The sequence below is a fragment of the Burkholderia cepacia genome, assembly GCF_001039005.1.
Taxonomy (GTDB): Bacteria; Pseudomonadota; Gammaproteobacteria; order Burkholderiales; family Burkholderiaceae; genus Burkholderia; species Burkholderia theae.
Window position 1 is genome coordinate 93,767 of sequence record NZ_LDWR01000017.1, and the last position, 25,849, is coordinate 119,615.

Genomic DNA, 25,849 nt, shown 5'->3' on the forward strand with positions numbered 1-25,849 from the left:
GCCGCGCGAGCGCGCCGGCACGTTGAAACGGCCCGGACAGGCGGGGCTGGCGCCCCGCCGCTCCCGTCAGCGCGACGCTTGCGGGAACCGCGCGCCCGGCGGCGGTTCGGGCCGGGTCGACGGGACGCTCTTGCGCACCTTCGCGACCTGCGCGGCCGTCACCTGCACGCCCGTGTTGCCCCAGCTCGTGCGCACGAAGTTCGACACGTCCGCGACTTCCTGGTCCGACAGGCGCCAGCCGAGCGGCGGCATCGTGAAGGTCGACGGCGCGGTGCGCGTGCCCTGCAGCGCGCTGCCTTCCAGCACGACGTGGATCAGCGACGTCGGATCGTTGCCCTGCACGACCGGGTTGCCGGCCAGCGCCGGGAACACGCGCGTGTAGCCGTGGCCGTCGCTGCGGTGGCAGGCCATGCAGTTGTCGCGATAGACGGCCGCACCCGGCTTGCTCGCGTCGCCGGTCTGCAGCGCCTTCGCGGCGGCCGCATCGTACACGTGCGGAGGCTCGCCCTGCACACGCGGCGGCAGCGTCTTCAGATAACGCGCGATCGCGTTCAGGTCGTCGTCGGTCATGTGCTGCATGCTGTGGCCGACCACGTCCGTCATTCCGCCGAACGCAGCCGTGCGCAGCGTGCGACCCGTCTTCAGGAACTGCACGATCTCGGTTTCCGTCCACGTGCCGAGCCCCGTGCGCGGCTCGCCACGCAGGCTCGTCGGCACCCAGCCGTCGATCGCCGCGCCGCCGGCCAGGAAGTCCGGGCCGTCCGCGTCGGTCAGCCCGCGCTCCTGCATCGTCGGCGCGCGCGGCGTGTGACACGCGCCGCAGTGGCCGAGGCCCTGCACAAGATACGCGCCGCGCGCGACCACCGGGTCGGTATACGGCGCCGCGTCGAACGGCTTCGGCGACGGTGCGAACATCGTGCGCCAGATGCCGAGCGGCCAGCGCATCGACAGCGGCCACACGATGTCGACCGCGCGGTTCTCGTGCTCGACCGGCGCGACGCCGTGCATGAAGTACGCGTACAGCGCCTTCATGTCGTCGTCGGTGAGGCGCGCATAGGACGGGAACGGCATGGCCGGATACATCGTGTCGCCGTTCTTGCGCACGCCCTCGCGCACCGCGCGGGTGAAGTCCTCGACCGTCCAGCCGCCCAGGCCCGTTTTCGGGTCCGGCGTGATGTTCGTCGAATAGATGCCGCCGATCGGCGTGTCGAACTTCAGCCCGCCCGCGAACGGCTTGCCGCCGCTCGCGGTGTGGCACGCGATGCAGTCGCCCGCGCGCGCGAGGTATTCGCCGCGCTTGACGAGGTTCGCATCGGCGGATTGGGTCACGGGTGCGGCCGCCGGGCCGGAAGCCGCCGCGGGCGCAGCCGCCGGCTGGGCGAAAGCCGCCGTGCCCGCGAGACCGAACGCGGCGCAGGCCGCACCGGCCGCCAGTACGCGTCGCACCGGCGAAAGGCGACGCGCGGCGTCGTGGTTCATCGTCCTCTTCATGCGGTCACCAGCGGGGCGGGATTTTTCAGGTATTGCTCGCGGATCGCGCGTGCCGACCAGTAGGCCAGCGCCGCGATGATCCCGGTCGGGTTGTAGCCGATGCCTTGCGGCAGCGCCGAGGCGCCCATCACGAACACGTTGTGCACATCCCAGCACTGCAGGTAACGGTTCAGCACGCTCGTCTTCGGGTCGGTGCCCATCACCGCGCCGCCGACGAGGTGGGTCGTCTGGTACGCACGCGAATCGAAGTGCTTGCCGAACTCGCGCGTCGATACGCCGATCGACTTCGGCCCCATCGCCTCCGCGATCTTCTTCATCTGCCCGGTCACGTACTGCGCCATCCTGATGTCGTTGTCCTTCCAGTCGAAGGTCATCCGCAACAACGGCTGGCCGTACGAATCGCGATAGGTCGGATCGAGGTCGAGATACACATCGCGGTACGACATGTTCGAGCCGTGCGCGTCCATCGAGATCGTGTGCGCGTAGTAGTCCTTCACGGATTTCTTCCACGCCGAGCCCCACTGCGGCGTGCCGGCCGGCGTCGCGATGCCGCTGACCGGCTTCACGCCGGCCTGGTTCACCCACAGCGGCGAGCCGCCGACGAAGCCCAGCGGGCCGTGGTCGAAGTTGTCCGCGTTGAAGTCGTCCACCGCGACGCCGTTGCCGCCCGCGCCGATGAACGGATTCGTGTAGGTATCCTTGTCGAAGAACGCCTTGATCGTCGACAGGTTCTGGTACGCAAAATTGCGGCCGACCACGCCTTCGCCCGAGATCGGGTCGTACGGCTTGCCGATCCCCGACAACAGCAGCAGGTGCACGTTGTGATACTGGAACGCGGCCACGATCACGAGATCGGCCGGCTGGTGCACTTCACGCCCGGCCGGGTCGACGTACGTCACGCCCGTCGCGCGCTTCTTCGTGTCGTCGAGGTCGACGCGCAGCACGTGGCACTTCGAGCGCAACTCGAAGTTCGGTGCCTGCTTCAGCGCGGGCAGGATGTTCAGGTTCGGCGACGCCTTCGAGTACATGTAGCACGCGTAGCCGCTGCAGTAGCCGCAGAAGTTGCACGGACCCATCTGCACGCCGTACGGGTTCGTGTACGGGCCCGACGTGTTCGCCGACGGCAGCCGGTACGGGTGCAGCCCGAGCGACCGGGCCGCATCGAAGAAACGCTGCGCCGAATACGTATTGAGCTGCGCGGGCAACGGGAAATTGTCGCTGCGGTTCGCCTCGAACACGTTGCCGTCGCCGACCACCTTGCCGCCGACCTTGTACGCCTGCCCCGACGTGCCGAACACCTTCTCGGCAAAATCGAAATGCGGCTCGAGCTCGTCGTAGCTGACGCCCGTGTCCTGGATCGTCATCCCCGCGGGGATGAACTTCTTGCCGTAGCGCTCTTCGTAGTGGCTGCGCAGGCGCAGCTCTTCCGGCGTGATCCGGAAATGCACACCCGACCAGTGCAGCCCCGCGCCACCCACGCCCTCGCCCGGCAGGAACGCGGCGAGCTGCCGGTACGGCAACGCGGTGTCCTGCACGCCATGGCGAATCGACACGGTTGTCTTCGACAGGTCGAGAAACAGCTTCTTGCGGATGTTGTAGGTCAGCTCGTCGATCGTGTTCGGATACGCGCCGTCTGGATAGGTGTCGCGATATTCACCGCGCTCGAGCGCGACGACCTTCAAGCCCGCTTCGGTCAGTTCCTTCGCGAGAATCGCGCCGGTCCAGCCGAAGCCGACGATCACCGCATCGACATGCGGTTTTTTATCTGCGGCCATCAGCTGCGCTCCCCGTTGATCGAGACGGGGCCATACGGATAGGCCTTGCCGTTCTGGTTGACGAAATCCATGAAGTCCGCGCGCGCACCCGGAAAACCGATCATCTTCCACGCGGCCATGTCGTGATTGCCGCCATGCACCGGATCGCAGAAGTAGCCTTCGCGCGTGTTCTGCAGCAGCTGCCCGAAGAACACCTCGGGCGGCACGTCGTCGATCTGCGCGCCGCCCTTCTCCAGCGCGCCGAGCACCGTGTCGCGCGTCGGCGCGTCGAGCTCCGCGAACGCCTTGCCGTGGGCCTTCTCGCAATAGCGGTTGACGGCCGCGATGCCGAGCCGGTAGATGTCGCGCGGCACGAGCTTCAGCTGGTAGCCGAGCTCGGGCACGCCCTGCTGGAACGGCCCCTGCATGTACCACGTCGCGCCCTGCGCATACGGCGTCTCCATCTGGCGGTCGATGAATTCGGGCACGCCCGATTCGAGCGCGCCGGGGCCTTCGGCGTCGGCCGGGATCAGCCGGTCGACGGCGGCCTGGACGAACGCCCATTCCTTCGCATCGAAGAAGGTCGGCTTGTACGGGGCGCGTTCGGCGCCGGCCGATGCGGCGGGCGCGCTGCCGGCCGTCGTCGCGGACTGCGACGACGAGCGCAGGTCGCAGCCGGCAACCGACGCGATCGGCACGAGCGCGACCGACGTGCGCAGGAAACGGCGGCGCGAGTTGGGTTTGTCAGATGGCGTGGACATGGTCGGATGTTGATCGTTGGGGATCGGGGGCCGGACGCACGCATTCCGTGTGCTGCGTGTCCGGCACGGCAGCCATGCCGCACGCGGCCGGCCGTCCTGTTCTTTCGGATGCTGCGAACAACCTCGATGCAGCCGCGTGCGCGCCGGGTTCCGGGGGCGCTGCGCGGATCGACCTCTACGCGGGCCTTATCGTCGGACAAATACCAGCCATCGGCCCGCATCTGCCCGCCATCGCCATGACCCTGATTCAACTTAGACGCCACGTTTGCCGACGGCAAGCGCAACGTGCACGACCCTCTTTCGGGTCCGGCGACGCGTGGCGCGAATTATAAATGGAACCGGTTCCATTATTAGACAGTTCAATGCAATTCAATGCATCGAAAATTGCAACAATTGAAAAATCCGGGATGTGGAATACGCAAGGACGGCGCGATTACAGGCCGATCCGCCCGCCGGGCAGGCGATTGTTCCGAGTCGTGCCGAGCCGGTGACTGTCTCTTTCCAGCGACGCTGGCGCAACGCGCCGGTGCCGGTTTGCAGCGCGGTCTGGTAGCCTCCGCGTCTCATGAATACACAGAACAACAATCCGCTGGCGCCCGACGCGACCAGTATCAGCAAATACCTTAGCTACCTGCTGCGCCACGCGCCGCAGACGATCGGCCTGCAACTCGACCCGGAAGGCTGGGCCGACATCGGCGAGCTGATCGCCGGCGCCGCCCGCGACGGGCGCAGCCTCGATCGCACGACGATTGAAACCGTCTGCGCGACCAGCGACAAGCAGCGCTTCGCCCTCTCCGACGACGGTCGACGCATCCGCGCGGTACAAGGCCATTCGACATCCGCCGTGCAGCGCCGGTATCCGGCCGCGCAACCGCCCGAGCGCCTCTATCACGGCACCGCGACACGCTTTCTGGATTCGATTCGTGCGCAAGGGCTGAAACCAGGCGCCCGACATCACGTGCATCTGTCGCCGGACATCGGGACGGCACTGGCCGTCGGTACGCGCTACGGCGTCCCCGTGATTCTCGAGATCGATGCGCTGCGCATGCAGCGGCAAGGCCACACGTTCTTCGTCGCCGAAAACGGCGTATGGCTGACCGACGCCGTGCCGGCCGAATTCCTCACACCGATCGATCCGCCTGCGTGCTGAGCCGCACGCCGCTCACCACGGCCAGAACATCGACGCGATGGACAGCGCGAGGGCCGCGCAAAGCGGCGAGTAGTACAGCGTGTCCATCCGCGCGAAACGCGACCCGCGAATCCGCTTGAAGAAACCGACGTAGCGGAAATCGCCGACGGCCCGCACCGCGAAGATCAATGCGAGCGCAACGACCGCGAATGCGATCGTGCCGGGATACGGGTTCCGCCCGAACCAGCCGGCTCGCGTGGCGACCATGCACGCGCCGGCCAGCAGCGCCGCCGCGACGGCGAGCGTGCCGACGGCGGTCGGCCGCAGCAGCGGCTCGCCGTCCTGTTCCGGAATGGCCGCACGCTTGCCCAGCCGCCCGCCGAACGCCCAGTAGACGTGAACGAGCGCAATCGCGCAAAGCGTCGGCACGCTGAAATACGCACCGGTCATGTCGGTAAATGTCCTCGTCTCGATGTGTCGTTGTTCTGCCGGAACGGTTCCGGCACGCGGCCCGGCCCGCGACACGCATGACGATACCGAAACCTGGCAACGCGTGCATTGCGACGTCCGGTCGCAACCCGCGACTGCGCATGTTGCGATGCAGTGCGCGTGCATCGTCACGCCGGCCGGCCGCTTGACTTCCCTCCGCGCACTACTACGCTGTTATTCCAGTACTGCGGCCCGCATGCCCCTGCGCCAGCGGCCGCACGTGCATCGCCGCCGCGCGGATGCACGACAACGATAACGAAGGCCATGGAGGTGACTCATGCTGATCGGTGTGCCGAAGGAGATCAAGAACCACGAATACCGCGTCGGCCTCACGCCGGCCAGCGCACACGAACTCACGCGGCACGGCCATACCGTGCTCGTGCAGCGCGGCGCGGGTACTGCGATCGGCCTGCTCGACAACGACTACACGGCCGCGGGCGCGTCGCTGTGCGACGGGGCCGACGAAGTCTTCGCGCGCGCCGACATGATCGTCAAGGTCAAGGAGCCGCAGCCGGCCGAATGCGCGATGCTGCGGCGCGGCCAGATCCTCTACACGTACCTGCATCTCGCGCCCGATCCCGATCAGGCGGCCGCGCTCGTGAAGTCCGGCGCCGTCTGCATCGCATACGAAACCGTGACGGGCCCCGGCGGCGGACTGCCGCTGCTTGCGCCGATGAGCGAGGTGGCCGGACGCATGTCGATCCAGGTCGCGGCGACCCATCTCGAAAGCCCGCGCGGCGGCCGCGGCCTGCTGATGGCCGGCGTGCCCGGCGTGCCGGCCGCGCATATCGTCGTGCTCGGCGCGGGCGTGGTGGGCACCGGCGCGCTGCAGATGGCGGTCGGTCTCGGCGCGCGCGTCACCGTGCTCGACACCAACGTCAACCGGTTACGCCAGCTAGACCTGGTCTTCGCGAACCGGATCACGACCGTCTGCTCGAATGCGCACACGATCGACGAAGCCGTGCGCGATGCCGACGTCGTGATCGGCGCCGTGCTCGTGCCGGGCGCGTCGGCGCCGCGGCTCGTCACGCGCGACATGATCGCGACGATGCACACGGGGGCCGTCGTCGTCGACGTCGCGATCGACCAGGGCGGATGCTTCGAGACATCGCACGCGACGACGCACGCGGACCCGACCTTCGTCGTCGACGGCGTCGTGCACTACTGCGTCGCGAACATGCCCGGCGCGGTCGCGCGTACGTCGACCTTCGCGCTGAACAACGCGACGCTCGGGCATGCGCTCGCGCTCGCCGACAAGGGCTGGAAGCAGGCGATGACCGACGATCCGCATCTGCGCGCGGGCCTGAACGTCTGCGACGGACACATCACGTACGAAGCGGTCGCGCAGGCGCTCGGCCTGCCTTATGTCCCGGCGGCCGGCGTGCTGGCCTGACCTGAACGCACGGCTGGCGGCACGCGCTGCCGGCCGCCTTCACGCGCCCTTCGAGCGGCTGCGCTTCGACGCGCCGCCCGCCCCCATCGTGCGTGCCAGCAGCGGCCGCAGTTGCGCGAGCGTGCGCGTGTTCAGCACGTCCTGCCGCGTAAGCCAGCCGCGCCGGGCCTGATCGACCCCGTACGCGAGATTGTCGAGTTCATCCGCGCTGCACGCGTCCGAACCGATCGCCACCGGCACACCGGCCTTCGCGGCCTCGCGGCACCAGATGTCAGGCAGGTCGAGCCGCCGCGGCTGCGCATCGAGTTCGACGAAGCAGCCACGCGCCGCGGCCTGCGCGATCACACGCGGCAGGTCGAGTTCGCATGCGTCGCGCTCGCCGAGCACGCGGCCGGTCGGGTGCGCGAGAATCGTGAAATGCGGATGGTCCATCGCGCGCAACATGCGCTCGGTCTGCGCGTCGCGCGACAGGTCGAAGCCGTTGCGTACCGCACCGACCACGAGATCGAGCCGGCCGAGCATCTCATCGGGCACGTCGAGGCTGCCGTCCTCGCGAATGCCGGCCTCCACGCCCTTGAGCAGCACGAAATCGTCGAACGACGCATTGACGCGATCGATCTCGTCGAGTTGCCGCGCGAGCCATTCGAACGCGTTGCGACCGCCGGCGGCATGCGGCGTCCGGTCGGTGACGGCCAGATACGCGAACCCGCGTGCGCGCGCCGCATCGGCCATCGCGTGCAGGCTGTCGCGGCCGGCCGATGCGTCGGTATGCGCATGCAGGTCGCCGCGGACGTGCTTGCGCTCGACCAGCGCCGGCAGCGTGCCGGCGCGCGACGCGTCGATCTCGCCGCGATCCTCGCGCAGTTCGGGTGGTACCTCGTGCAGCCCGATTGCTTCGTAGACCGATGCCTCCGTCGCGCCGGCAATCCGTTCGTCGCCGCGAAACACGCCGTATTCGTTGATCTTCAGCCCGCCGGCCTGCGCGATCCTGCGCAGCGTGATGTTGTGCGCCTTCGATCCCGTGAAGTAGACGAGCGCCGCGCCGAACGCATCGGCATCGACGACGCGCAGGTCGACCTGCAACCCGTTGACGAGCACGACGCTCGAACGCGTCTTGCCGTGTGCGAGCACGCGCGCCACGTCGCCGTAGCCGACGAATGCGTCGGCTACGGCGACCGGATCGCGTGAGGTAACGAGGATGTCGAGATCGCCGACCGTCTCGCGGCGACGGCGAAAACTGCCGGCCGGCACGGCCTTGCCGACGCCTTCGACCGCGCGCAGCCGTTCGAGCAACGGCATCAGCGCGTGCGCGGCATCCGGCAGCAGGAAACGTTGCGGATCGCGCAAGCGCTCGTCGATCGCGTCGAGCAGGTGCGCTTCGGTTTTCGCGCCGAAGCCCGGCAGCTCGCGCACGTGCCCGCTCTTCGCTTCGGCGCGAAGCTGCTCGAGCGAATCGACATGCAGCGCGTCATGCAGCGCTTTCACGCGCTTCGCGCCGAGCCCCGGCACCTCGAGCAGTTCGACGATCGCGCCGGGCAGCGCATGGCGCAGCGTTTGCTGCAGTTCGCAGGTGCCGGTCGCGGCAATCTCGCGCAGCTTCGACGCGAGGTCGGGCCCGATCGACGGAATCTTCCCGAGATCGTCGCCGTTCGCGACCATCGCCGGAATATCGCGCCCGTAGTCGGCGATCGTACGCGCGGCATTGCGGTACGCACGCACGCGGAACGGGTTGGCGCCCTGGATCTCGAGCATGTCGGCGATCTCGGCGAACACGGCCGCGCACTCGGCATTGCGGATCGGCATGATCGGCGTGGCTCCCTTCCACGTGGATGACGCCGTGCGCGTGCGCGACGGCGTCTGCCCGCCCGGCGCCGCATGTCGACGCCGCCGGGCGCCCGTTCGTCATCGTGCGCCGGCCGCGCGGCGGGTGCAGCGCGCAGGCGGCCGCGACGTCAGAGCGATGCGCGTGGCGTCGTGGCGTACCGTCGTTCGTAGATCGACTGGCAATGCGTGCAGCGTTCGGCGGTCGGACGCGCGAGCAGGCGCGCGTAGGCGACCTGCGCATCGCAGTCGATGCATTCGCCGTAGCTGCCGTCGCGCATCCGCTGCTGGGCGCGGCCGACGGCGCGCAACTCGGTCAGCTTCATGCCGATCAGTGCATGGTCGACGTCGACGAACAGGTCCGCGTTCGCTTCGTCGCCCTCGTCCGGCGCCGCGCCGGCAAGGTCCGCATAGGATTCCGCCGCGCGCTGGTCCTCGCTCGTACGGATTTCCGCACGCAACGTCTGTTCGCTTTCGTTCAAGCGCTGTTGCAGCGTCCGCCGTTGTTGTTGGTCGAGCGACATGGCCGTCTCTCCTGTTCCAGATTCCGCGCGGAAATGCGGCGCGCGGTGTCGCGCCGGTGTGCGGCGGGCATGGCAAGACCGGCGCCGCCGCGCCCGGATGCGCGCCCGGACACATGAAGCGCCGAACGCATTCGATGCAGGATAAACCCATTGAACACGCGTGTGTTGACGGGAATCACCGGGCCGGCGACGCGCGCGACACGCTCGCGGAAACTGGGGACGGACGCGAAATCGCCACGCTCGACGTGCGCCGAGCGGCCCGGCGGCGCAGCCGCAGTGCAGCAATTCGCTGCGTTGCTGCCTGCTTCCTTAGATACACTCGAACCGCCGCCAACCCGTTCGTTGGCGGCTTTTAACACGACGTACCGCTCCCCCGATGATTCGTGATCCTCAGAAAGCATTCCGCCCGGTGAAGCCGCGCACGACAGTCAACAGGATGATCTTCATGTCGAACCAGAAGCTCCAGTTCTGCATGTAGAAGAGATCGAACTTCACGCGCGCTTCCATCGCCTCGACCTTGCGCGTCTCGCCGCGATAGCCGTTCACCTGCGCCCATCCGGTGATGCCGGGCCGCACGCGGTAGCGGTACATGTAGCTGTCGATCAGCTGCCGATAGAAGTCATCGTGCTCGATCGCGTGCGGGCGCGGGCCGACGACCGACATCTGCCCGAACAGCACGTTGAAGAACTGCGGCAGCTCGTCGAGCGACGTGCGCCGCAGGAACGCGCCGACGGAGGTGATCCGCGAATCGTTGCGCGATGCCTGCCGCACGACGCCCGGCTGCGCGCGATGCACGCGCATCGTCCTGAACTTCAGGATATTGAACTCGCGGCCGTCGACGCCCTTGCGGCGCTGCCTGAACAGCACGGGCCCCGGCGACGACAGCTTGACCGCGATCGCCAGCATCGACAGCAGCGGCAACAACGGAACCAACACGCCGAACGCGAACAGCCGGTCGAACGCGAACTTCGCCCACAGCTCCGGCGCGGAGCGCGGCGTGGTCGCGAGATTGATCGCCGGCATGCCGAGCACGTCGGTCGCCGAGCGATCGATGACCGCCATCTGCCGCACGTCGGGCAATAGCCGCAGCTCGACGAATTCGTCGCGCAACTCGCGCACGATGCGCTGGATCCGCCGCGCGTGCGACATCGGCAGCGTGAGCCACACCTCGTCGATCTCGCCGCCGCGAATCAGGTCGCGCAAGGTGTTCCAGTCGTCGATCACGGGCACGCCGCCGATGCCGCCCGCGGTGGCCTGCACGTCGTCGTCGAATACGCACGCCGCCACGAAAGGGCCATTCGGCGCAAGCTGCATCCGCTCGATCGCCACGCGCCCGTACGCCGTTGCGCCGACGACGGCGACGCGGCGCTGCCGCGCGCGCGGGTCGTCACGCGTCAGCACGAGTGCCAGCAGCACGGCGCGGCCGAGCAGCAGCGCCGCGTCGCCGGCCAGCACCGTGCACACGATCCAACGGGTCGTGACCGTGCCGCCGCGGTTCATGACCCACGCCGTGCCGGCCACCGTGAGCACGCTCGCGCAGACGACGGCAACCATCGTCCGCGTCAGCGCGTGCACGCCACCCTGCGCCGCCATGCCGCCGCGCACGGTGTGCAGGTAGCGCGGCAGCAGCGCCGCGGTCAGCACGCACAGCAGCGCAATCGCGCCGCGCTGCGCGTCGGACAGCTCGCGCCAGGCAAGGCCCGACGCCGCCTGCGCCGCAAGCGCGCCGGCCAGCACGAGCACGACGTCGGCCGCCGCGATCGCGGCACGCCGCATCGCATTCGTTCCACCGGACATCGACTGCATCGTCACGCACCATGTGCCGGGAATCCGCAACGTACCTCCGGCAGTCGGGGGCGAACCGGCATCGGCCTCGTGTTCCCGCGCGTGCCGAGCAACCGGCGATAGTCGGCGCGAATCAGGTCGTAGCATTCGCATGCTTGATGTTCGAGACCGTCGCGGTCGAGCACCGTGATGCGGCCGCGGCGCTGCCGGATCAGCCCGGCTTCCTGCAGGCTGCCGGCCGCTTCCGTCACACCCTCGCGCCGCACGCCGAGCATGTTCGCGATGGTTTGCTGCGTGACGGCCAGCTCGTCGCCGTCGATACGGTCGTGCGCCAGCAGCAGCCAGCGGCTGAGCTGCTCGCTGACCGAATGATGCCGGTTGCACAGCGCGCTGCGCGAAATCTGCGCCATCGTCGCCTGGCAGTAGTTGAGCAGCAGCCGGTAGGTCGCCGGCGAACGCTCGAATTCGGTGCGCATCACGCAACTCGGCACGCGATACGCCATCCCGCCGATCCGGACCTCGACCCGGCTCGACGCCGCGGCGCCGCCGACCAGCGTCGCGAGCCCGACCACGCCCTCGCGGCCGACCACCGCCACCTCGACCATCGCACCGTCCTCCATCAGGTGCTGCACCGACATCATCGCCGTCGTCGGGAAATGCATGTGACGCGCCGGCTCGCCGACCCGGTCGAGCATGCCGGCCTTGATCCTGACCAGTTCGAGGTGTGGTGCGATGGCGCGGATGCTGTCCTCGGGGAGGGCATCGAGGATGGCATTCGCCGAGTAGCTCGAGTGAAGATGAAGCATGTCTGTATCCTTTTATTGTCCGCGCAGCCTGCAGCCGCGTGCACGGAACTCGTTATCGCGATGCGCGTCCGGACGTTGACCGTGGTTGCGGCCCACAACCCTGAATCCGATTGACCGTCGGCTTGTTGCCGTTGGATTGAATCGACCGTCCCGTTTCGACACGCCAGCCCGAATAAGCGATTTACGTGCCAATACCCGCCCATCCTTAATATATGAATCACGTCCGATTTAGATCGATCGAATAAGCTGTCTAAAAGCAAAAAAAGCGTCTCATTTCCGGACACTCTTCCGTGCGACGGACACTCTTCCGTGCAAAGGACCCGGCTCGCCATTCGCCTGATCAATTCGTGCGCGTCGTGTCCGAGCAGCCGCCTCGAAGCCGCGAGGCTTATCGTTCAAATACTTACAGCCGATTTTCAATTGTTTCCGTGATGTGCCGGACGGCGCTCCGCAGCGATGCCACGCCTCATGAACACGTTTGAAACTGTCTCAAATTTGAATCTGCACACTAATTCCACGATCTGTACGCTACCGTACAAATCGCACCCAAGCCATTGATGCGCATAGGAATTTTTTCACCGAACCAGCATTTGTCAAATAATGTTCAATGTGCGCCCGGCACTTTTCGCTGTACGATGCGCGGCGTCGCGCGATTGATTCCCGTTCGACATCGAATGGTTCGCCGGCCAGTCATTCCATTTCCGGATGATTAATTTCGTGGAAATGAATCATTAAATCCACATGACGTTTTCGCTCAATCCAAATCGTCAAACTTTGTGAGATGACGCAAGGTGCAATTGTTTTAATTCAATTGCGTGTTAGCCTTTTTGCCAGCATCGTCATTTTATTTTCGACGAACACAAGTCCGCACGATCGTGCGAAATCCCCTTTTGCGGGGTATCGCCGCGACGACGCGCGACCGCCACCCTACGAGGATGTGCCGTGACTCTCCAGGCCCTTGACGCCGTCGCGCACGCGAACGGCATGATCGAGCTTTCCCACAGCTTCGATGCCAACCGGTTTCTCGCGGCCATCGATCGGGACGAACTCGCCACGCTGGTCCCCCACCTTCAACTCGTCCACCTGAAATCGGGGCAAGTGCTCTGCGAACCCGGCGAAATGCTCGCCGCGGTCTACCTGCCCGTCACGACGGCGATTTCGCTGCAGTACGTGTCGTCCGGCGGCATGACGCTGGAGGTCGCCGAAATCGGCAGCGAAAGCGTGGTCTGCGACGACGTGATCGGCGGCAGCGGCCGGATGCCCTGCCGAGCGGTCGCCTGCCGCGACGGTTTCGTCTACCGGCTCGACCGGCGTGTATTCGCCGCCGCGTTCGATGCGTCGCCGGTGATTCGCCACCTGGTGTTCGTCTGCGTGCGGCTGCTGATGGCGCAGGTATCGCAGATCACGTTCTGCAGCCGCCATCACGTGCTCAAACATCAGTTATGCAGATGGTTCCTGCTGGCGTACGACCGGACGCGCAGCATCGAGATCCAGGTGACGCACAACATGCTGGCGCAGATGCTCGGCGTGCGGCGGGAAACGGTGACGGATGCCGCCGGCGAAATCCAGAAGCTCGGCCTGATCCGGCAATACCGGAGCTCGATCGAGCTGGCCGACCTCGACGGCCTCGAAAAAATGTCGTGCGGCTGCCGCGCGATCGTGCGCGACGAGATGAAGCGCATCCTGTCGGCCGACTCGGGCGTGCCGGCCGCGGCGCGCGCCTGATTGGCCTGCCCGATCGGTGCGGCGCTTCGGCGCCGGCTGCATCGGGGTTAGCTGTTTGTAGGGTGGCGAACAGAACGCCGTGCCTGCCAATGGTCTACTGATGCCGGACTGCCGGGGGGACGTCAGCGCTTAGCGCGCGTCTGCCCGAGCGGACGACACCACGCACGCCGGAGCAGCACGTGAAAAACGAAATCAGAACCATCCTCAGGCACGTCGCCCATCTCGAAGCCGCGATCGATTCGATCGGCGACGGGGACGACCTCTACGAAGCGGGCCTCTCCTCGCTCGATACGATCCAGCTGATGCTCGCGATCGAGAAGCAGTTCAACATCGAGATTCCCGACGAGATGCTGAACCGCAACCTGTTCCGCAGCATCGATGCGCTCGCGGACACGATCGCCGCACTTCAACGCACCGAGCATTCCGCATGAGCGGGCTGCTTCCCGAACTCGCGGCCGACAGCGACGCGCATCGGCTCGACGAGGCCGCGCATGCCGTTGCGCAGATCGCCGCGCAGCACGCGGATGCGGTCGATCGCGACGCGCGCTGCCCCGTCGAGGCGATCGAGGCGATGCGCGCGCGCCGGCTGCTGAGCGCGATGGTGCCGACCCATCTGGGCGGCGCCGGCGCATCGCTGGCCGACGTCGCTTCCGCCTGCTCGATCCTCGGCCAGGCCTGCGCATCGTCGGCGATGGTGTTCGCGATGCACCAGATCCAGGTCGCCTGCATCGTCAACCACGCCGTCGACCAGGGCTGGCACAAGCTGTTCCTGCGGCAGCTCGTGCGCCACCAGTGGCTGCTCGCGTCGGCTACGTCGGAAGACGGCGTCGGCGGTAACCTGCGCGCGAGCCAGTGCGCGCTCGAAGCCAACGGCGGCGAGTTCCGGCTGCGCAAATCCGCGCCGACAATCTCGTACGGCGACTACGCGGACGGCATCCTGGCGACCGCGCGACGCGACGCGGACGCGCCGGCCTCCGAGCAGGTGCTCGTCACGCTGCTGCGCGACGGCTATACGCTCACGCGCCGCGGCGAATGGGACACGCTCGGCATGCGCGGCACGTGCAGCAACGGCTTCGCGCTCGATGCGCAAGGCGCCACCGTCCAGTGCCTGCCCGTGCCGTTCGCGAAGATCGCCGAGGAAACGATGGTGCCGGTCTCGCACATCCTGTGGGCCGCGGTATGGATCGGCGTGGCCGGCGACGCGTTCCACCGCGCGCACCAGTTCTTCCGCGCGCAGGCACGCCAGACCGACGGCGCGCCGTCGCCCGCGGCGCGGCGCATCGCCGAATCGCTCGCGCTGATGCAGGCGATGCAGACCCGCGTCGACCACGTGCTGCACCTTTATGCGAACGCGTCGGCCCGCTCGTGGTCGGCCGGCATGGCCTGGGCCGCCGAGATCAACACGCTGAAGACCTACGTGTCGGCGACCGCGCTGGAAGTCGCGCACCAGGCGATGATGATCTGCGGGATGGCCGGTTACAAGCAAGGCACGCCGTTCAGCATCGGCCGCCATATTCGCGACCTGTACGCGGCGCCGCTGATGATCAGCAACGACCGCATTGCCGCCAACACCGCGAGCCTGCTGCTCGCGCTGCGTCCTGCGACGCTGGAGAAACATACGTGAACGATCGCCTCGCCGTGCCCTCCGCCGCCTCCGCTCCCGCCGATGCACCGCTCGACCGCGCGGGCGTCAACCCGCTGCGCGATGCGCTGATCGATGCGGGCCTGCTGGTCTCGACCGGCATCCAGGGCCTGTTCGGCCGCAGCGAACGGTTCGAGCGCGTCGTGGAAGCGCTCGACGCGTTCGTCACGCGCATCGGCGCCGACCAGCAGGCCGAAGTGCTGCGCTTTCCGCCGGCGATGAGCCGCCTGGAGTTCGAGCGCAGCGAGTACATGAAGAGCTTTCCGCAACTCGCGGGCAGCGTGCATGCGTTCTGCGGCGACGAGCATCAGCACCAGCGCCTGCTGCAGTGCCTCGATCGCGGCGACGACTGGACCGAAAACCAGAAGCCGACCTACGTCGTGATGACGCCGGCCGCATGCTACCCCGTCTATCCGGTCGTCGCGCGCGCGGGCGCGCTGCCCGGCGACGGCCGGATCGTCGACGTGTTCTCGTACTGCTTCCGCCACGAGCCGTCGCTCGACCCGACCCGCATGCAGCTGTTCCGGATGCGCGAGTTCGTGCGGATCGGCACGCCCGAGCAGATCGTCGCGTTCCGCGAGACCTGGATCGAACGCGGCACGCGGATGATCGAGGCGCTGCGCCTGCCGAACGCGATCGATCTCGCGAACGACCCGTTCTTCGGCCGCGGCGGCAAGATCGTCGCGAACAGCCAGCGCGAGCAGAACCTGAAGTTCGAGCTGCTGATCCCGATCGAGCACGACGACCGCCAGACCGCGTGCCTGAGCTTCAACTACCACATGGACCATTTCGGCCTGCTGTGGGACATCCGCACCGCGACGGGCGACGTCGCGCATACGGGCTGCGTCGGCTTCGGCCTCGAGCGGCTCACGCTCGCGCTGTTCCGCCATCACGGCTTCGACCTCGACGCATGGCCGCGCGAAGTCCGCGACGTGCTGTGGGGCACGCGATGAGGTTCGTGTCCCGCGACGGCGAAGACGCGTCGTTCGAGGATGTGCGCCACCGCGCGCGCCACTACCGGCCGCACCCGCTGCACAGTCAGGAGATGGTCTGGAAGCAGACCAACTGCTACGTCGACATGTGGCTCGAAGTGCTCCGGTGGTGGGGTTTCAATCCGTACGCGGCGCTGCCGTTTACGATCGCGCTCGATTTCGAGGGCGACCAGTTCACGTTCTTCAAGTTCCCGCACGACGAACTGGAGCGGCTCTACGGCGTCGTCGTGCAGGAACACTCGATCTACGAGCCGCTCGACCAGCACATCGAAACGCAGGTCGCGCGCGGTCACCTGATGATCGTCGAGGTCGACGCGTGGTTCCTGCCCGACACGCGCGGCAGCAGCTATCGCACGCAGCACACGAAGACGACGATCGGCATCGATGCGATCGACCGCGACAAGCACCAGATCGGCTACTTCCACAACAGCGGCTATTACGTGGCCGAGGATTTCGACTACAACGGGCTCGTCGGCGACAGCTCGACGATGACGCTGCCGCCGTATGTCGAATGCGCGAAGCGGCGTTTTGCGCCGCTCGACGAGCGCGCGCTGTGCGAAGCGTCGCTCGCCGCGCTGCAGCGTCACCTGCGGCGCTTGCCGATCGTCAATCCGATCGCGGCATTCCGGCGGCAGTTGCAGACCGACGCGCGGACGCTCGCCGATTCGCCGCTCGAGCGCTTCCATGCGTACTCGTTCAATTCGGTGCGGCAGCTCGGCGCGAACTTCGAACTGTTCGGTCATTACGCGCGCTGGCTGCAGGCCAGCGGCTGCGTCGGGCCGTTCGCCGAGATCCGCGCCGCGTGCGAGCGCATCGCGTCCGAAGCGATGGTGCTGGAATTCCGGCTCGCGCGCGCCTGCGCGCGCGGCAAGGAAGAGCGCGGCGATTCGACGCTCGAAGCGATCGAGACCGCGTATGCCGACCTCGTCGCCTGCGCGCGGCAGATCGGCGCGCCGCTGCGGCACATGACGCCCGCCCGCAGCGATGCGGCGCCCGTGCCGGTCATGCGGTGACGCGCGCGCGTGCCCAGCCCGCGTGGTCGATGCTGGCGACGGCCGCGGGCGCCGCGCAGGCACCGCGCGACCTCCCGGCCGCCGGCAACGGCTGGATCGCGGCGCCCGTACCCGGCACGGTCGCGCAGGCGCTCGCGCTCGCCGGCCGGCTCGACGAAGCCGGGACACTCGACGAACGCGACCACTGGTACCGGATCGAGCTGCGCGGACGCGGGCCGCGCGTACTGCGCTTTCACGGCCTCGCGACGCTCGCGCAAGCGTGGCTCGACGACACGCCGCTCCTCAGCGCCGACAGCATGTTCGTCGCGCACGACGTTACCGTGTCGCTCGACGGCACGCACCGGCTGACCCTGTGCTTCCGCGCGCTCGCCCCGCACCTGCGTGACGCGCGCGCGCCGCGCCGTGCGCGCTGGCGCACGCGGCTCGCGGAGCCGGCGGCACTGCGCACGGTCCGCACCTCGCTGTTCGGGCACATGCCCGGGTGGTTTCCGCCCTACGTGCCGGCGGGCCCGTGGCGGCCCGTCGACGTGCTCGATCCGGCCGCCGGGCCCGTTCTGGTCGATTGCGACCTGCAGGCGCGCATCGAAGGCGACACGGGCTGGCTCGACGCGGAACTGGCGTTCTCCGCACCGCTGCCCGATACGCTCGCGGCGCGGCTGTCGTGCGGCGAACACCACGCAACGCTCGAACACGCCGGCGCCGACCGGCTGCACGCGAGCGTCGCGGTGCCCAACGTGCGCCGCTGGTGGCCGCATACGCACGGCGAGCCGGCACTCTACGAGATCGCGCTGCACCTCGGCGACGAGCGGCGGCCGCTCGGCTCGACCGGCTTTCGCACGATCGAGGTCGACGCGGGCGCCGACGGCAAGGGCTTCGGGCTGCGCATCAACGGCGTGCCGGTGTTCGCGCGCGGCGCGTGCTGGAGCAGCGCCGCACCGCTCGCGCTGCACGCGGACGACGCGACCTACGGCCGCCTGCTCGGGCTCGCGCGCGACGCGGGCTTCAACATGATCCGCGTCGGCGGCACGATGACCTACGAGGCCGACGCGTTCCACGCGTGGTGCGACCGGCTCGGGCTGCTGGTCTGGCAGGATTTCATGTTCGCGAATTTCGACTATGCGCTCGACGATCCCGGGTTCGCGGAGAACATCGACCGTGAAGCCCGGCAGTTCCTCGCACGTCACGGCGCGTCGCCATCGCTCACGGTGCTGTGCGGCGGCAGCGAGATCGCGCAACAGGCCGCGATGTCGGGGCTCGGGCCGAAGCAGCGCTTCCTCGAGCTGACCGCCGAGCGGCTGGCCGGCCTGGCGGCCGCGCGCCGCCCCGACGTCCCGTACGTGCCCGATTCGCCCGACGGCGGCGTGCTGCCGTTCACGCCGCGCGAACGCGTGTCGCACTACTACGGCGTCGGCGCGTACCTGCGCCCGCTCGACGACGCGCGCCGCGCGGACGTGCGCTTCGCGAGCGAATGCCTCGCGTTCGCGAACGTGCCGTGCGACGCGACGCTCGCCGAGCTTGGCTGGCCGAGCGTGCACGAGCCGCGCTGGAAGGCGGCGGTGCCACGCGACCCCGGCACGTCGTGGGATTTCGAGGACGTCCGCGACCACTATCTGCAGACGCTGTACGACGTCGTGCCCGACCGGCTGCGACGCGAGGATCCGGCGCGCTACTTCGAGTTGTCGCGCGCGGTGATCGCGGACCTGATGCGCGAGACGTTTTCCGAATGGCGCCGCACCGGCTCGCGCTGCGCCGGCGCGCTCGTGTGGCAGTTCCAGGACGTGATGCCGGGCGCCGGATGGGGCGTGATCGACGCCGAGCACCGGCCGAAATCGGCGTGGTATGCGCTGCGCCAGGTGCTGCAGCCGGTGCAGGTGCTGCTCGTCGACGAAGGTCTGAACGGGCTCGACGTCCACGTGGTCAACGAGCACCCGGCGCCGCTGTCGGCGGCGCTCGAGCTGGTCGCGCTGCGCGACGGCCGCACGCCGGTCGCGCGGGCCGGCTGCCCGGTGCGGATCGCCGCGCACGACGCGGTGCGGATCGGCTCGGCCGAGCTGCTAGGCCGCTTCTTCGACTGGACCTATGCGTACCGCTTCGGGCCGTGCGAACACGACACGGTCGTCGCGACGCTGCGCGCCGACGACGGCACGCTGCTGTCGCAGGCGTTCCATTTCCCGTCCCGCACGCATCCGGCCGTGCTGACACGTCGCGAACTCGGGATCGAGGCGTGCGTATCGCGTAGCGGCGATACATGGCACGTCGACATCGACACGCGACACGTGGCGCGGCACGTGCAGATCGACGCGCCGGGCTTCATGCCGCGCGACGACTGGTTCCATCTCGCGCCCGGCACGCCGGCACATGTCGCGCTCGTTCCGCTGGAAATTGCAGGGGATGCCGGGAAGCATCCGGCCGCCGCCGATGCGCCACCCGCTGTCGAAATCCGTGCCGTGAACGCCGCGCGAACGGTGCGCGCCACGCACGCCGGTTGACGCGACGCTCGCGGTCGCCGCGAGCGTCGCCGGTCCAATCTCAGTCGGAAGAGCCCGTACCGCGCGGCCGCTCGATCCCGTACGCCTCCATCCAGCGATACAGCGTCGCGCGCGACACGCCGAGCTCGCGCGCCGAAGCCGCGACACGCCCGCGCGTGCGCAGCAACGCGGTTTCGATCGCCTCGCGCTCGATCGACTTGCGGATGTCGGCCACCGACGGCGACGCCGCGTCGAGACAGTATTCGAGTTCGAGATCCTGCGCGGTGATCAGGCGCCCTTCCGTCATCACGACCGCACGGCGCACGCGGTTGATCAGCTCGCGGACATTGCCGGGCCAGTCGTGCTTGTAGAGTGCCGTGATCGCATCCGTCGAGAAGCCGCGCACACGATGGCGCGCGTCGCCGCGGAAGCGTTCGAGCATGTGGTGCGCGAGCAGTTCGATGTCCTTGCCGCGCGCGCGCAGCGGCGGCTGGTCGATGCGCATCACGCACAGACGGTGGAACAAGTCCGCGCGAAAGCGCCCTTCCTCCATCGCGTCACGCAGGTCGACGTGCGTCGCCGACACGATCCGGACGTCGACCGGCACCGGATCGCTACCGCCGAGGCGATGAATCGAGCGCTCCTGCAGAAAGCGCAGCAGGCTCGCCTGGCTCTCGTGCGGCAAGTCGCCGATCTCGTCGAGCAGCAGCGTGCCGCCGTTTGCGGCCTCGACATAACCGATCTTGCGCGCGTTCGCGCCGGTAAACGCGCCGCGCTCGTAACCGAACAGCTCCGATTGCAGCAGGTGCGGCGGAATCGCGCCGCAGTTCACCGCGACGAACGGGCCGTTGCGCCGCTCCGAATGACGATGGATCGCGACCGCCGTCAGTTCCTTGCCGGTTCCGGTTTCGCCGAACACGAACACCGGTGCGTCGGTGCGCGCGAAGCGCCGCACCGTATCGAACAGCCGCAGCATCGCGCTGCAGGTGCCGACGATGCCTTTCTCTTCCGATTCGAGCTGTTCACGGTCGCGCGCGAACAGGCATTCCATGCCGTACGCATGGCCGACCGTATCGGCGATCCGCTGGTGCGACGCGGGCAACGTGACGTAGTCGAAACAATAGTCGCGCAACAGCGCGCGCACGTTCGGCGACGCGGTCTGGCCGACGTCGATGAGTGCCACCCAGACGACATCGCGCATCGACGCGCAGGTCGATGCGATGCTGCCGATCGCATCGGCATGGCCGCCGCTCAGGTCGAGGATGCCGCAGGTGATCTCACCGGACGTGTCGCGCAGCTCGCTCGCCTGCGCGACGATCGAGACTTTCCAGTCGCGTCGCGCCAGTTCCTTTCGCAGCATGACGGACGGCGACTGCGTCCAGTAAATCAACGGACGCGGCCCGTTACCGCTCCCCGCGCCGGCGCTCTTATCGCGCGTTATTGGCATATTCATAACGAACCATCACTTTCTCCACTCCGCGAACCGTTCGCGTGCGCTGCGGCCGGCGGCGCATGGCCGCGTGTCCGCGCCGCGTTTCCGCAGCTTTGGCGAAGATCGAAACTGCACACGGCGAGAGCCCCCGGAGGTCGAGCCGGATGTTATCCGGCCTCGTTGTCATCGAACTCGAACGGAACGCGCGGCTGCGGAAGCCACGACGTTCCGGCTTTGATGCGACCCGCCGTCAGGCGGGGCACGTCGGCAAACGGAAATTTCGTCCGCATGTGCGTCGCGTCGTACACGACAGTCGCGCCCGATGCTGAACCGGATGGCCGCCAACCCGCTCCCGGAATGACCGCCTCATTACATCCGCTCCTGAATTTACACCCCGTTTCAAGATGGTCGTGTTACCAAAAGATAATCCTGATTCAGCCGGTTACGCTACCGGTCGCCCCGTACTTTGTGCCTTTGACCACTGAGATTTGATTATCTCTAACCATTCCCGTCAATCAGTGGCAAATACTACTTTTCCGCAAGGTAGGCGCCGTCGATTGCCCGCGAATTCCACCGAAATCACCGAAAAAGGCCGGCACCGCATTCCATGCATCGCATAATCGCGCGCGCCGCCGCACGGCCATGGCGCGTCGCGACGGCGCGCGGCCCGCTCATCCGTTACACGTCGTAATCAACCATGTCGCGGCGCGCGTCACGTTCATGGTGCTGACGCACCACGGGATGCGCGCTGCTCGTGCATGCCATTCTCCGGCGAACCGCCGTTGCCCGGCGCGAAATCGGTGGTGATTGCACTCGCCCCCCCGCAGTGCAGCATGATCGGACGGCAAGCATGCAAGGGCACGCTGCCGTCACCGGACTGGCCGCCCAGCTTGAACACACGCACAAACGACGGCGCATCGCCGCGGCCCGCCGGGATGGATCAATTATGAAAAGGCACCTGCGCCGGCGGTGTGTGCTACCGCACATTGCAGCGTTCCCGGGGCCGGCGTGCGGCCACGCGTCCCCCTGCCGCCCGCGCGAATCCGGAGCGTGAGTACGCTTTCGAACAGACCGACGCACGGCGGATCCGGATGATGAAGATCGTCGCATCGCACGAAACGATCGCGTCCGTGCGATGCGGCGTGCCGAAGGCATCACGCGAGGACCGCATCATGGAATGGCATTGTTGTGAATTCGAACATCTGAGCGCCGTGGATCTCTATGCAATCCTGCGCGCGCGCAGCGCCGTGCTGGTGGTCGAGGACGCCCATACGCATCTCGACATCGACGGTAAAGACGCAGGCGCGCTGCATGTCTATGCGAGCGTGCACGACGGCGACACCACGGAAGTCGCAGCCTACGCACGTATCCTGCCGGGCGACGACATCGATCCGGACGTCGTGATCGACAAGGTGTTGACGAGCGAGAGCTGCCGCGACGACGACACGCTCGAGCGGCTGATCGGGCGCGCGCTCACCGCCGCGCAGGCCGCGTGGCCGGACGCCGCGGTGCGCACGCACGTACCCGCCCCGCGCCAGGCGTTCTACAAGCGCTTCGGATTCCGCAAGGCCTATGGCCCGTATCTCGAACAGGGCGCGCCGTTCGTCGGCCTGGTCCGGTCGGCCGACCGCGCCGCCGGCGCGCTGCGCAACCTGCTGTCCCGGGCCGTTTCGGCCCCCCGGTCGCGCCACGACGACTCGCGCGCCGATGGCCGTGCGCTCAACCGGCTGCCCGCCGATACCGGAGTCACTCGATGACCCGCACCCTTCGCCCGGTTCCCGAGCCCGATCTGCCGCGCATCCTGCCGGTGATCCTCGCCGGCGGCTCCGGCACGCGGCTGTGGCCGCTGTCGCGCGAGCAGTTCCCGAAGCAGCTGATCGAGCTGGTCTCGAACGAATCGCCGCTGTCGGCGACGGCACGCCGCCTGAACGGCATCGAGAACGCATCGCTCGGCGACACGCTGCTGCTGGTCTGCGGCGAGCAGCATCGCGTCATGAGCGCCGCGCAGGTGCTCGGCCGCGCGGCACCCGCCCGCATCCTGCTCGAACCGGCCGCGCGCAACACCGCGCCCGCGCTGACGCTTGCGGCGCTCGACGCGAGCGCGCTCGCGGACGATCCCGTGCTCGCGGTGATGCCGGCCGATCACGTGATCGCCGATGTCGGTGCGTTCCAGGACGCCATCGCGCGCGCCGCGCGTTACGCGCAGGAAGGCGCGATCGTCACGCTCGGCGTACTGCCGCGCCGGGCGGAAACGGGCTACGGCTACATCCAGGTCGGCGAGCCGCGTACCGGCCGCCACGGCGGCCAGGGTGGTTATGCGATCGGGCGCTTCGTCGAGAAACCCGATGCGACGCTCGCGGAGCGCTACCTGCACTCGGGCGATTACTGGTGGAACAGCGGGATTTTCGTCACGCGCGCATCGGTCTGGCTGAAGGCGATCGGCGCGCTCGCGCCGGACATCCACGCGGCCTGCGAGACCGCATGGCGCGCGGGCGTCGCCGAGGATCCGTTCTTCCGGATCGATGCGGCGGCCTTCGACGCGTGCCCGTCGGACTCGATCGACTATGCGGTGATGGAACGCCTCGCGGAGCACGGCGAACTCGGCATCGAAGGCATCGTGGTGCCGCTCGCGGCCGGCTGGTCGGACGTCGGCACCTGGGATGCGATCTGGGAAATCATGCCGAAGGACGATCACGGCAACGTCGCGCGCGGCCCGATCGTGTTCGAGGACACGCAGGACAGCTTCGTGCGCTCGGAGGGGCGCCTGATCGCCTGCGTCGGGATGAAGGACGTCGTCGTGATCGAGACGCCCGATGCGGTGCTGGTCGCGAACAAGCACGACGTGCAGCGTGTGAAGAACATCGTCGCGCGACTGAAGACCGACCGCCGCCCGCAGGCGAGCGAGCACCGCAAGGTGCAGCGGCCGTGGGGCCATTACGACTCGATCGATCTCGGCGAGCGCTTCCAGGTGAAACGGATCGTCGTCGAGCCCGGCATGCGGCTGTCGCTGCAAATGCACTATCACCGCGCCGAGCACTGGATCGTCGTACGCGGTACCGCGAAGGTGACGCGCGGCGCCGAGACGTTCCTGCTGTGCGAAAACGAGTCGACGTACATCGCGGTCGGCGAAGTGCATCGACTCGAGAATCCCGGTCGCATCCCGCTCGAGATCATCGAGGTGCAGTCGGGCAACTACCTCGGCGAGGACGATATCGTCCGCTTCGACGATCAATACGGCCGGCCGACGTGCGGGCCGGTGGAACTCGAAGCGGCGATGGCGGTGCCGCTCGCCCGATCGACGGCAGAATAGCCGCGCAGCCGGCATCCTCGCGCGTCAGCGCACGACGATGGCCGCCGAAACGACGTTCTGGATGAACGGCTTGCCCACCGCCTTGATGAAATACGTGCCCGCCCGCGTCTCCGGCAGCGCAATGCTCGTCGCGTCGGACGGATAGCGTCCGACCAGCCTGAACGACGACGCACCAAGCTGCTCGTAGAGCTCCAGATGATCGACGGTGTCCGGATGGGTGATCCGGACGGTCACGCTCGAGCCCAACGGCTGCGCGTCGATCTCCGTGCAACTGGCAATGCCGGTTTCGAGCGCGCTCCCCTCCTCGTAGTCGTTCCACGTAATCAGCTGAACGAATGGAAGCTGCTGCCGCACGCTGTAGCGCTCGTTGATGCTCTTGAACGTGTCGAGCCAGGTGCGTCCGCACGCAGGCGAGAGAAGACGCGGCGCGGCGGCGCCCCACGACGCCTTCGTGTCGTCGAACCCGCTCCACACGCCGCCGACCGTGATCATCCCCGGCGGCTGGTTCCGGGCGATGTTGTAGAAGCGCTCGCGATACAGCAGGTCGTGCCGCGTGCCGGCCGGTTGCGGCGCGGTCCACGACGACGGCTGCGCCCAGACATACGCCCCCTTGCTGTACGGCAGATCGAAACCCGGCGCAAGCGTATGGATCCAGTAGATGTCCGGGTACGCGGCATGAATGCGCGCCCAGTCCGCCTTCCCGGCCGCATCCATCCCGAACTCTGACACGACCGGATGGCCGTCGTAACGCATATACTGAGTCGACGTGAAGTATTCGCGGCTGATGTACGCGAGGTTGTTCAGGATCGTTTCGGTCAGGTCGCACCCGTGACACGCATTGAACCTGAAGCTGCCGCTGTCGATCATGATCGAGAACGTCATCCCGGGAAACTTCGCCAGTTCGGGCATGGATGCCTGCCACGCCGTGTCGACGAAGTGGCCCTGGCCGTACCAGTCGACGATCACGCCGTCGATCCCGCGCGACTGCATGTCGGCAAAGGTGCGATAGGCCTGGCGAGGATCGTCGGATCGATAGCCGACATTCACGCCTCGCGGGTCGGGGCCCCACCACGGCAGGTAGTGGGCCAGCACCCGGGTCGTGCTGCCCGGATACAGCAACGTATGCACATCGATCTTCGAAACCGAAGATGTGCCGGCGAGCAGCCCGTTCGATGAACCCTTGAAATCGCGGCTGCCGGACGTATTGGCGGGCGCGATCGTCGCCACCCGCTCTTCGCAGTAGCCATGCCCCGCCGACAAGGCCAATGCGCCGAGCACGGCCGCCACGTTGCGTCGAAGTGCCCGCATGACGTT

Annotated in this window: 20 protein-coding genes; 10 read left to right on the top strand and 10 right to left on the bottom strand. The window is 67.7% G+C overall.

Annotation, left to right across the window (positions count from 1 at the left end):
- Positions 1 to 66: 66 nt before the first annotated feature.
- Genes VL15_RS10495 through VL15_RS10505 form a run of 3 tightly spaced genes read right to left on the bottom strand, consistent with a single transcriptional unit; the run spans position 67 to position 4,006 of the window.
- Positions 67 to 1,491, bottom strand: a complete 1,425-nt coding sequence (locus VL15_RS10495) for a c-type cytochrome (RefSeq protein WP_048245416.1) — start codon at positions 1,489 to 1,491, stop codon at positions 67 to 69.
- On the bottom strand, positions 1,488 to 3,266 hold the full coding sequence (locus VL15_RS10500) for a GMC family oxidoreductase (protein ID WP_048245417.1): 1,779 nt from the start codon (positions 3,264 to 3,266) through the stop codon (positions 1,488 to 1,490). The genes VL15_RS10495 and VL15_RS10500 overlap by 4 nt, the downstream gene beginning before the upstream one ends.
- The gene (locus VL15_RS10505; RefSeq protein ID WP_048245418.1) at positions 3,266 to 4,006 is read right to left on the bottom strand and encodes a gluconate 2-dehydrogenase subunit 3 family protein; all 741 of its coding nucleotides are present in this window, start codon (positions 4,004 to 4,006) and stop codon (positions 3,266 to 3,268) included. The genes VL15_RS10500 and VL15_RS10505 overlap by 1 nt, the downstream gene beginning before the upstream one ends.
- A gap of 565 nt (positions 4,007 to 4,571) precedes the next feature.
- Here VL15_RS10505 and VL15_RS10510 point away from each other — a divergent pair.
- Complete coding sequence (locus VL15_RS10510; protein ID WP_048245419.1) at positions 4,572 to 5,156, top strand: RNA 2'-phosphotransferase; 585 nt, start codon at positions 4,572 to 4,574, stop codon at positions 5,154 to 5,156.
- Between the two features lie 12 nt (positions 5,157 to 5,168).
- On the opposite strand, the gene VL15_RS10515 is transcribed toward VL15_RS10510, so the two are convergent.
- A complete protein-coding gene (locus VL15_RS10515) occupies positions 5,169 to 5,585 on the bottom strand; it encodes a DUF3995 domain-containing protein (protein ID WP_048245420.1) in 417 nt (138 codons plus the stop codon).
- Between the two features lie 316 nt (positions 5,586 to 5,901).
- On the opposite strand from VL15_RS10515, the gene ald reads away from it, so the two are divergent.
- The gene (gene ald, locus VL15_RS10520; protein ID WP_048245421.1) at positions 5,902 to 7,017 is read left to right on the top strand and encodes an alanine dehydrogenase; all 1,116 of its coding nucleotides are present in this window, start codon (positions 5,902 to 5,904) and stop codon (positions 7,015 to 7,017) included.
- 39 nt (positions 7,018 to 7,056) lie between these two features.
- Here the strand turns inward: ald and polX are convergent, their stop codons facing one another.
- From polX to VL15_RS10540, 4 genes are all read right to left on the bottom strand, one after another.
- The gene (gene polX, locus VL15_RS10525; protein WP_048245422.1) at positions 7,057 to 8,820 is read right to left on the bottom strand and encodes a DNA polymerase/3'-5' exonuclease PolX; all 1,764 of its coding nucleotides are present in this window, start codon (positions 8,818 to 8,820) and stop codon (positions 7,057 to 7,059) included.
- Between the two features lie 149 nt (positions 8,821 to 8,969).
- Positions 8,970 to 9,362, bottom strand: coding sequence for a TraR/DksA family transcriptional regulator (locus VL15_RS10530; protein ID WP_048245423.1), 393 nt, complete (start codon positions 9,360 to 9,362; stop codon positions 8,970 to 8,972).
- Between the two features lie 390 nt (positions 9,363 to 9,752).
- A complete protein-coding gene (locus VL15_RS10535; protein ID WP_048245510.1) occupies positions 9,753 to 11,159 on the bottom strand; it encodes an undecaprenyl-phosphate glucose phosphotransferase in 1,407 nt (468 codons plus the stop codon).
- Between the two features lie 11 nt (positions 11,160 to 11,170).
- Positions 11,171 to 11,953, bottom strand: coding sequence for a Crp/Fnr family transcriptional regulator (locus VL15_RS10540; protein ID WP_048245424.1), 783 nt, complete (start codon positions 11,951 to 11,953; stop codon positions 11,171 to 11,173).
- Positions 11,954 to 12,895: 942 nt separating this feature from the next.
- Between VL15_RS10540 and VL15_RS10545 the strand changes: the two genes are divergently transcribed.
- From VL15_RS10545 to VL15_RS10570, 6 genes are all read left to right on the top strand, one after another.
- Positions 12,896 to 13,678 (top strand): Crp/Fnr family transcriptional regulator, encoded by a 783-nt coding sequence (locus tag VL15_RS10545; protein WP_196319571.1) that lies wholly within the window; start codon positions 12,896 to 12,898, stop codon positions 13,676 to 13,678.
- A 179-nt stretch (positions 13,679 to 13,857) separates the two neighbouring features.
- Positions 13,858 to 14,109 (top strand): acyl carrier protein, encoded by a 252-nt coding sequence (locus VL15_RS10550; RefSeq protein ID WP_048245426.1) that lies wholly within the window; start codon positions 13,858 to 13,860, stop codon positions 14,107 to 14,109.
- On the top strand, positions 14,106 to 15,302 hold the full coding sequence (locus VL15_RS10555) for an acyl-CoA dehydrogenase family protein (protein WP_048245427.1): 1,197 nt from the start codon (positions 14,106 to 14,108) through the stop codon (positions 15,300 to 15,302). Before VL15_RS10550 ends, VL15_RS10555 begins: the two co-directional genes overlap by 4 nt.
- A complete protein-coding gene (locus VL15_RS10560; RefSeq protein ID WP_048245428.1) occupies positions 15,299 to 16,273 on the top strand; it encodes an amino acid--[acyl-carrier-protein] ligase in 975 nt (324 codons plus the stop codon). Before VL15_RS10555 ends, VL15_RS10560 begins: the two co-directional genes overlap by 4 nt.
- Positions 16,270 to 17,325, top strand: a complete 1,056-nt coding sequence (locus VL15_RS10565; protein ID WP_048245511.1) for a DUF1839 family protein — start codon at positions 16,270 to 16,272, stop codon at positions 17,323 to 17,325. The genes VL15_RS10560 and VL15_RS10565 overlap by 4 nt, the downstream gene beginning before the upstream one ends.
- Positions 17,326 to 17,354: 29 nt before the next feature.
- Positions 17,355 to 19,814 (top strand): glycoside hydrolase family 2 protein, encoded by a 2,460-nt coding sequence (locus VL15_RS10570; protein ID WP_230684422.1) that lies wholly within the window; start codon positions 17,355 to 17,357, stop codon positions 19,812 to 19,814.
- Between the two features lie 40 nt (positions 19,815 to 19,854).
- On the opposite strand, the gene VL15_RS10575 is transcribed toward VL15_RS10570, so the two are convergent.
- Positions 19,855 to 21,246: a sigma-54 dependent transcriptional regulator gene (locus VL15_RS10575; protein ID WP_048245430.1), complete on the bottom strand. Its 1,392-nt coding sequence runs from the start codon at positions 21,244 to 21,246 to the stop codon at positions 19,855 to 19,857.
- A 1,151-nt stretch (positions 21,247 to 22,397) separates the two neighbouring features.
- On the opposite strand from VL15_RS10575, the gene VL15_RS10580 reads away from it, so the two are divergent.
- A complete protein-coding gene (locus VL15_RS10580; RefSeq protein ID WP_048245512.1) occupies positions 22,398 to 22,982 on the top strand; it encodes a drug:proton antiporter in 585 nt (194 codons plus the stop codon).
- A complete protein-coding gene (locus VL15_RS10585) occupies positions 22,979 to 24,535 on the top strand; it encodes a mannose-1-phosphate guanylyltransferase/mannose-6-phosphate isomerase (RefSeq protein ID WP_048245431.1) in 1,557 nt (518 codons plus the stop codon). Before VL15_RS10580 ends, VL15_RS10585 begins: the two co-directional genes overlap by 4 nt.
- Positions 24,536 to 24,559: 24 nt before the next feature.
- On the opposite strand, the gene VL15_RS10590 is transcribed toward VL15_RS10585, so the two are convergent.
- Positions 24,560 to 25,843 (bottom strand): hypothetical protein, encoded by a 1,284-nt coding sequence (locus VL15_RS10590; RefSeq protein ID WP_048245432.1) that lies wholly within the window; start codon positions 25,841 to 25,843, stop codon positions 24,560 to 24,562.
- Positions 25,844 to 25,849 lie beyond the last annotated feature (6 nt).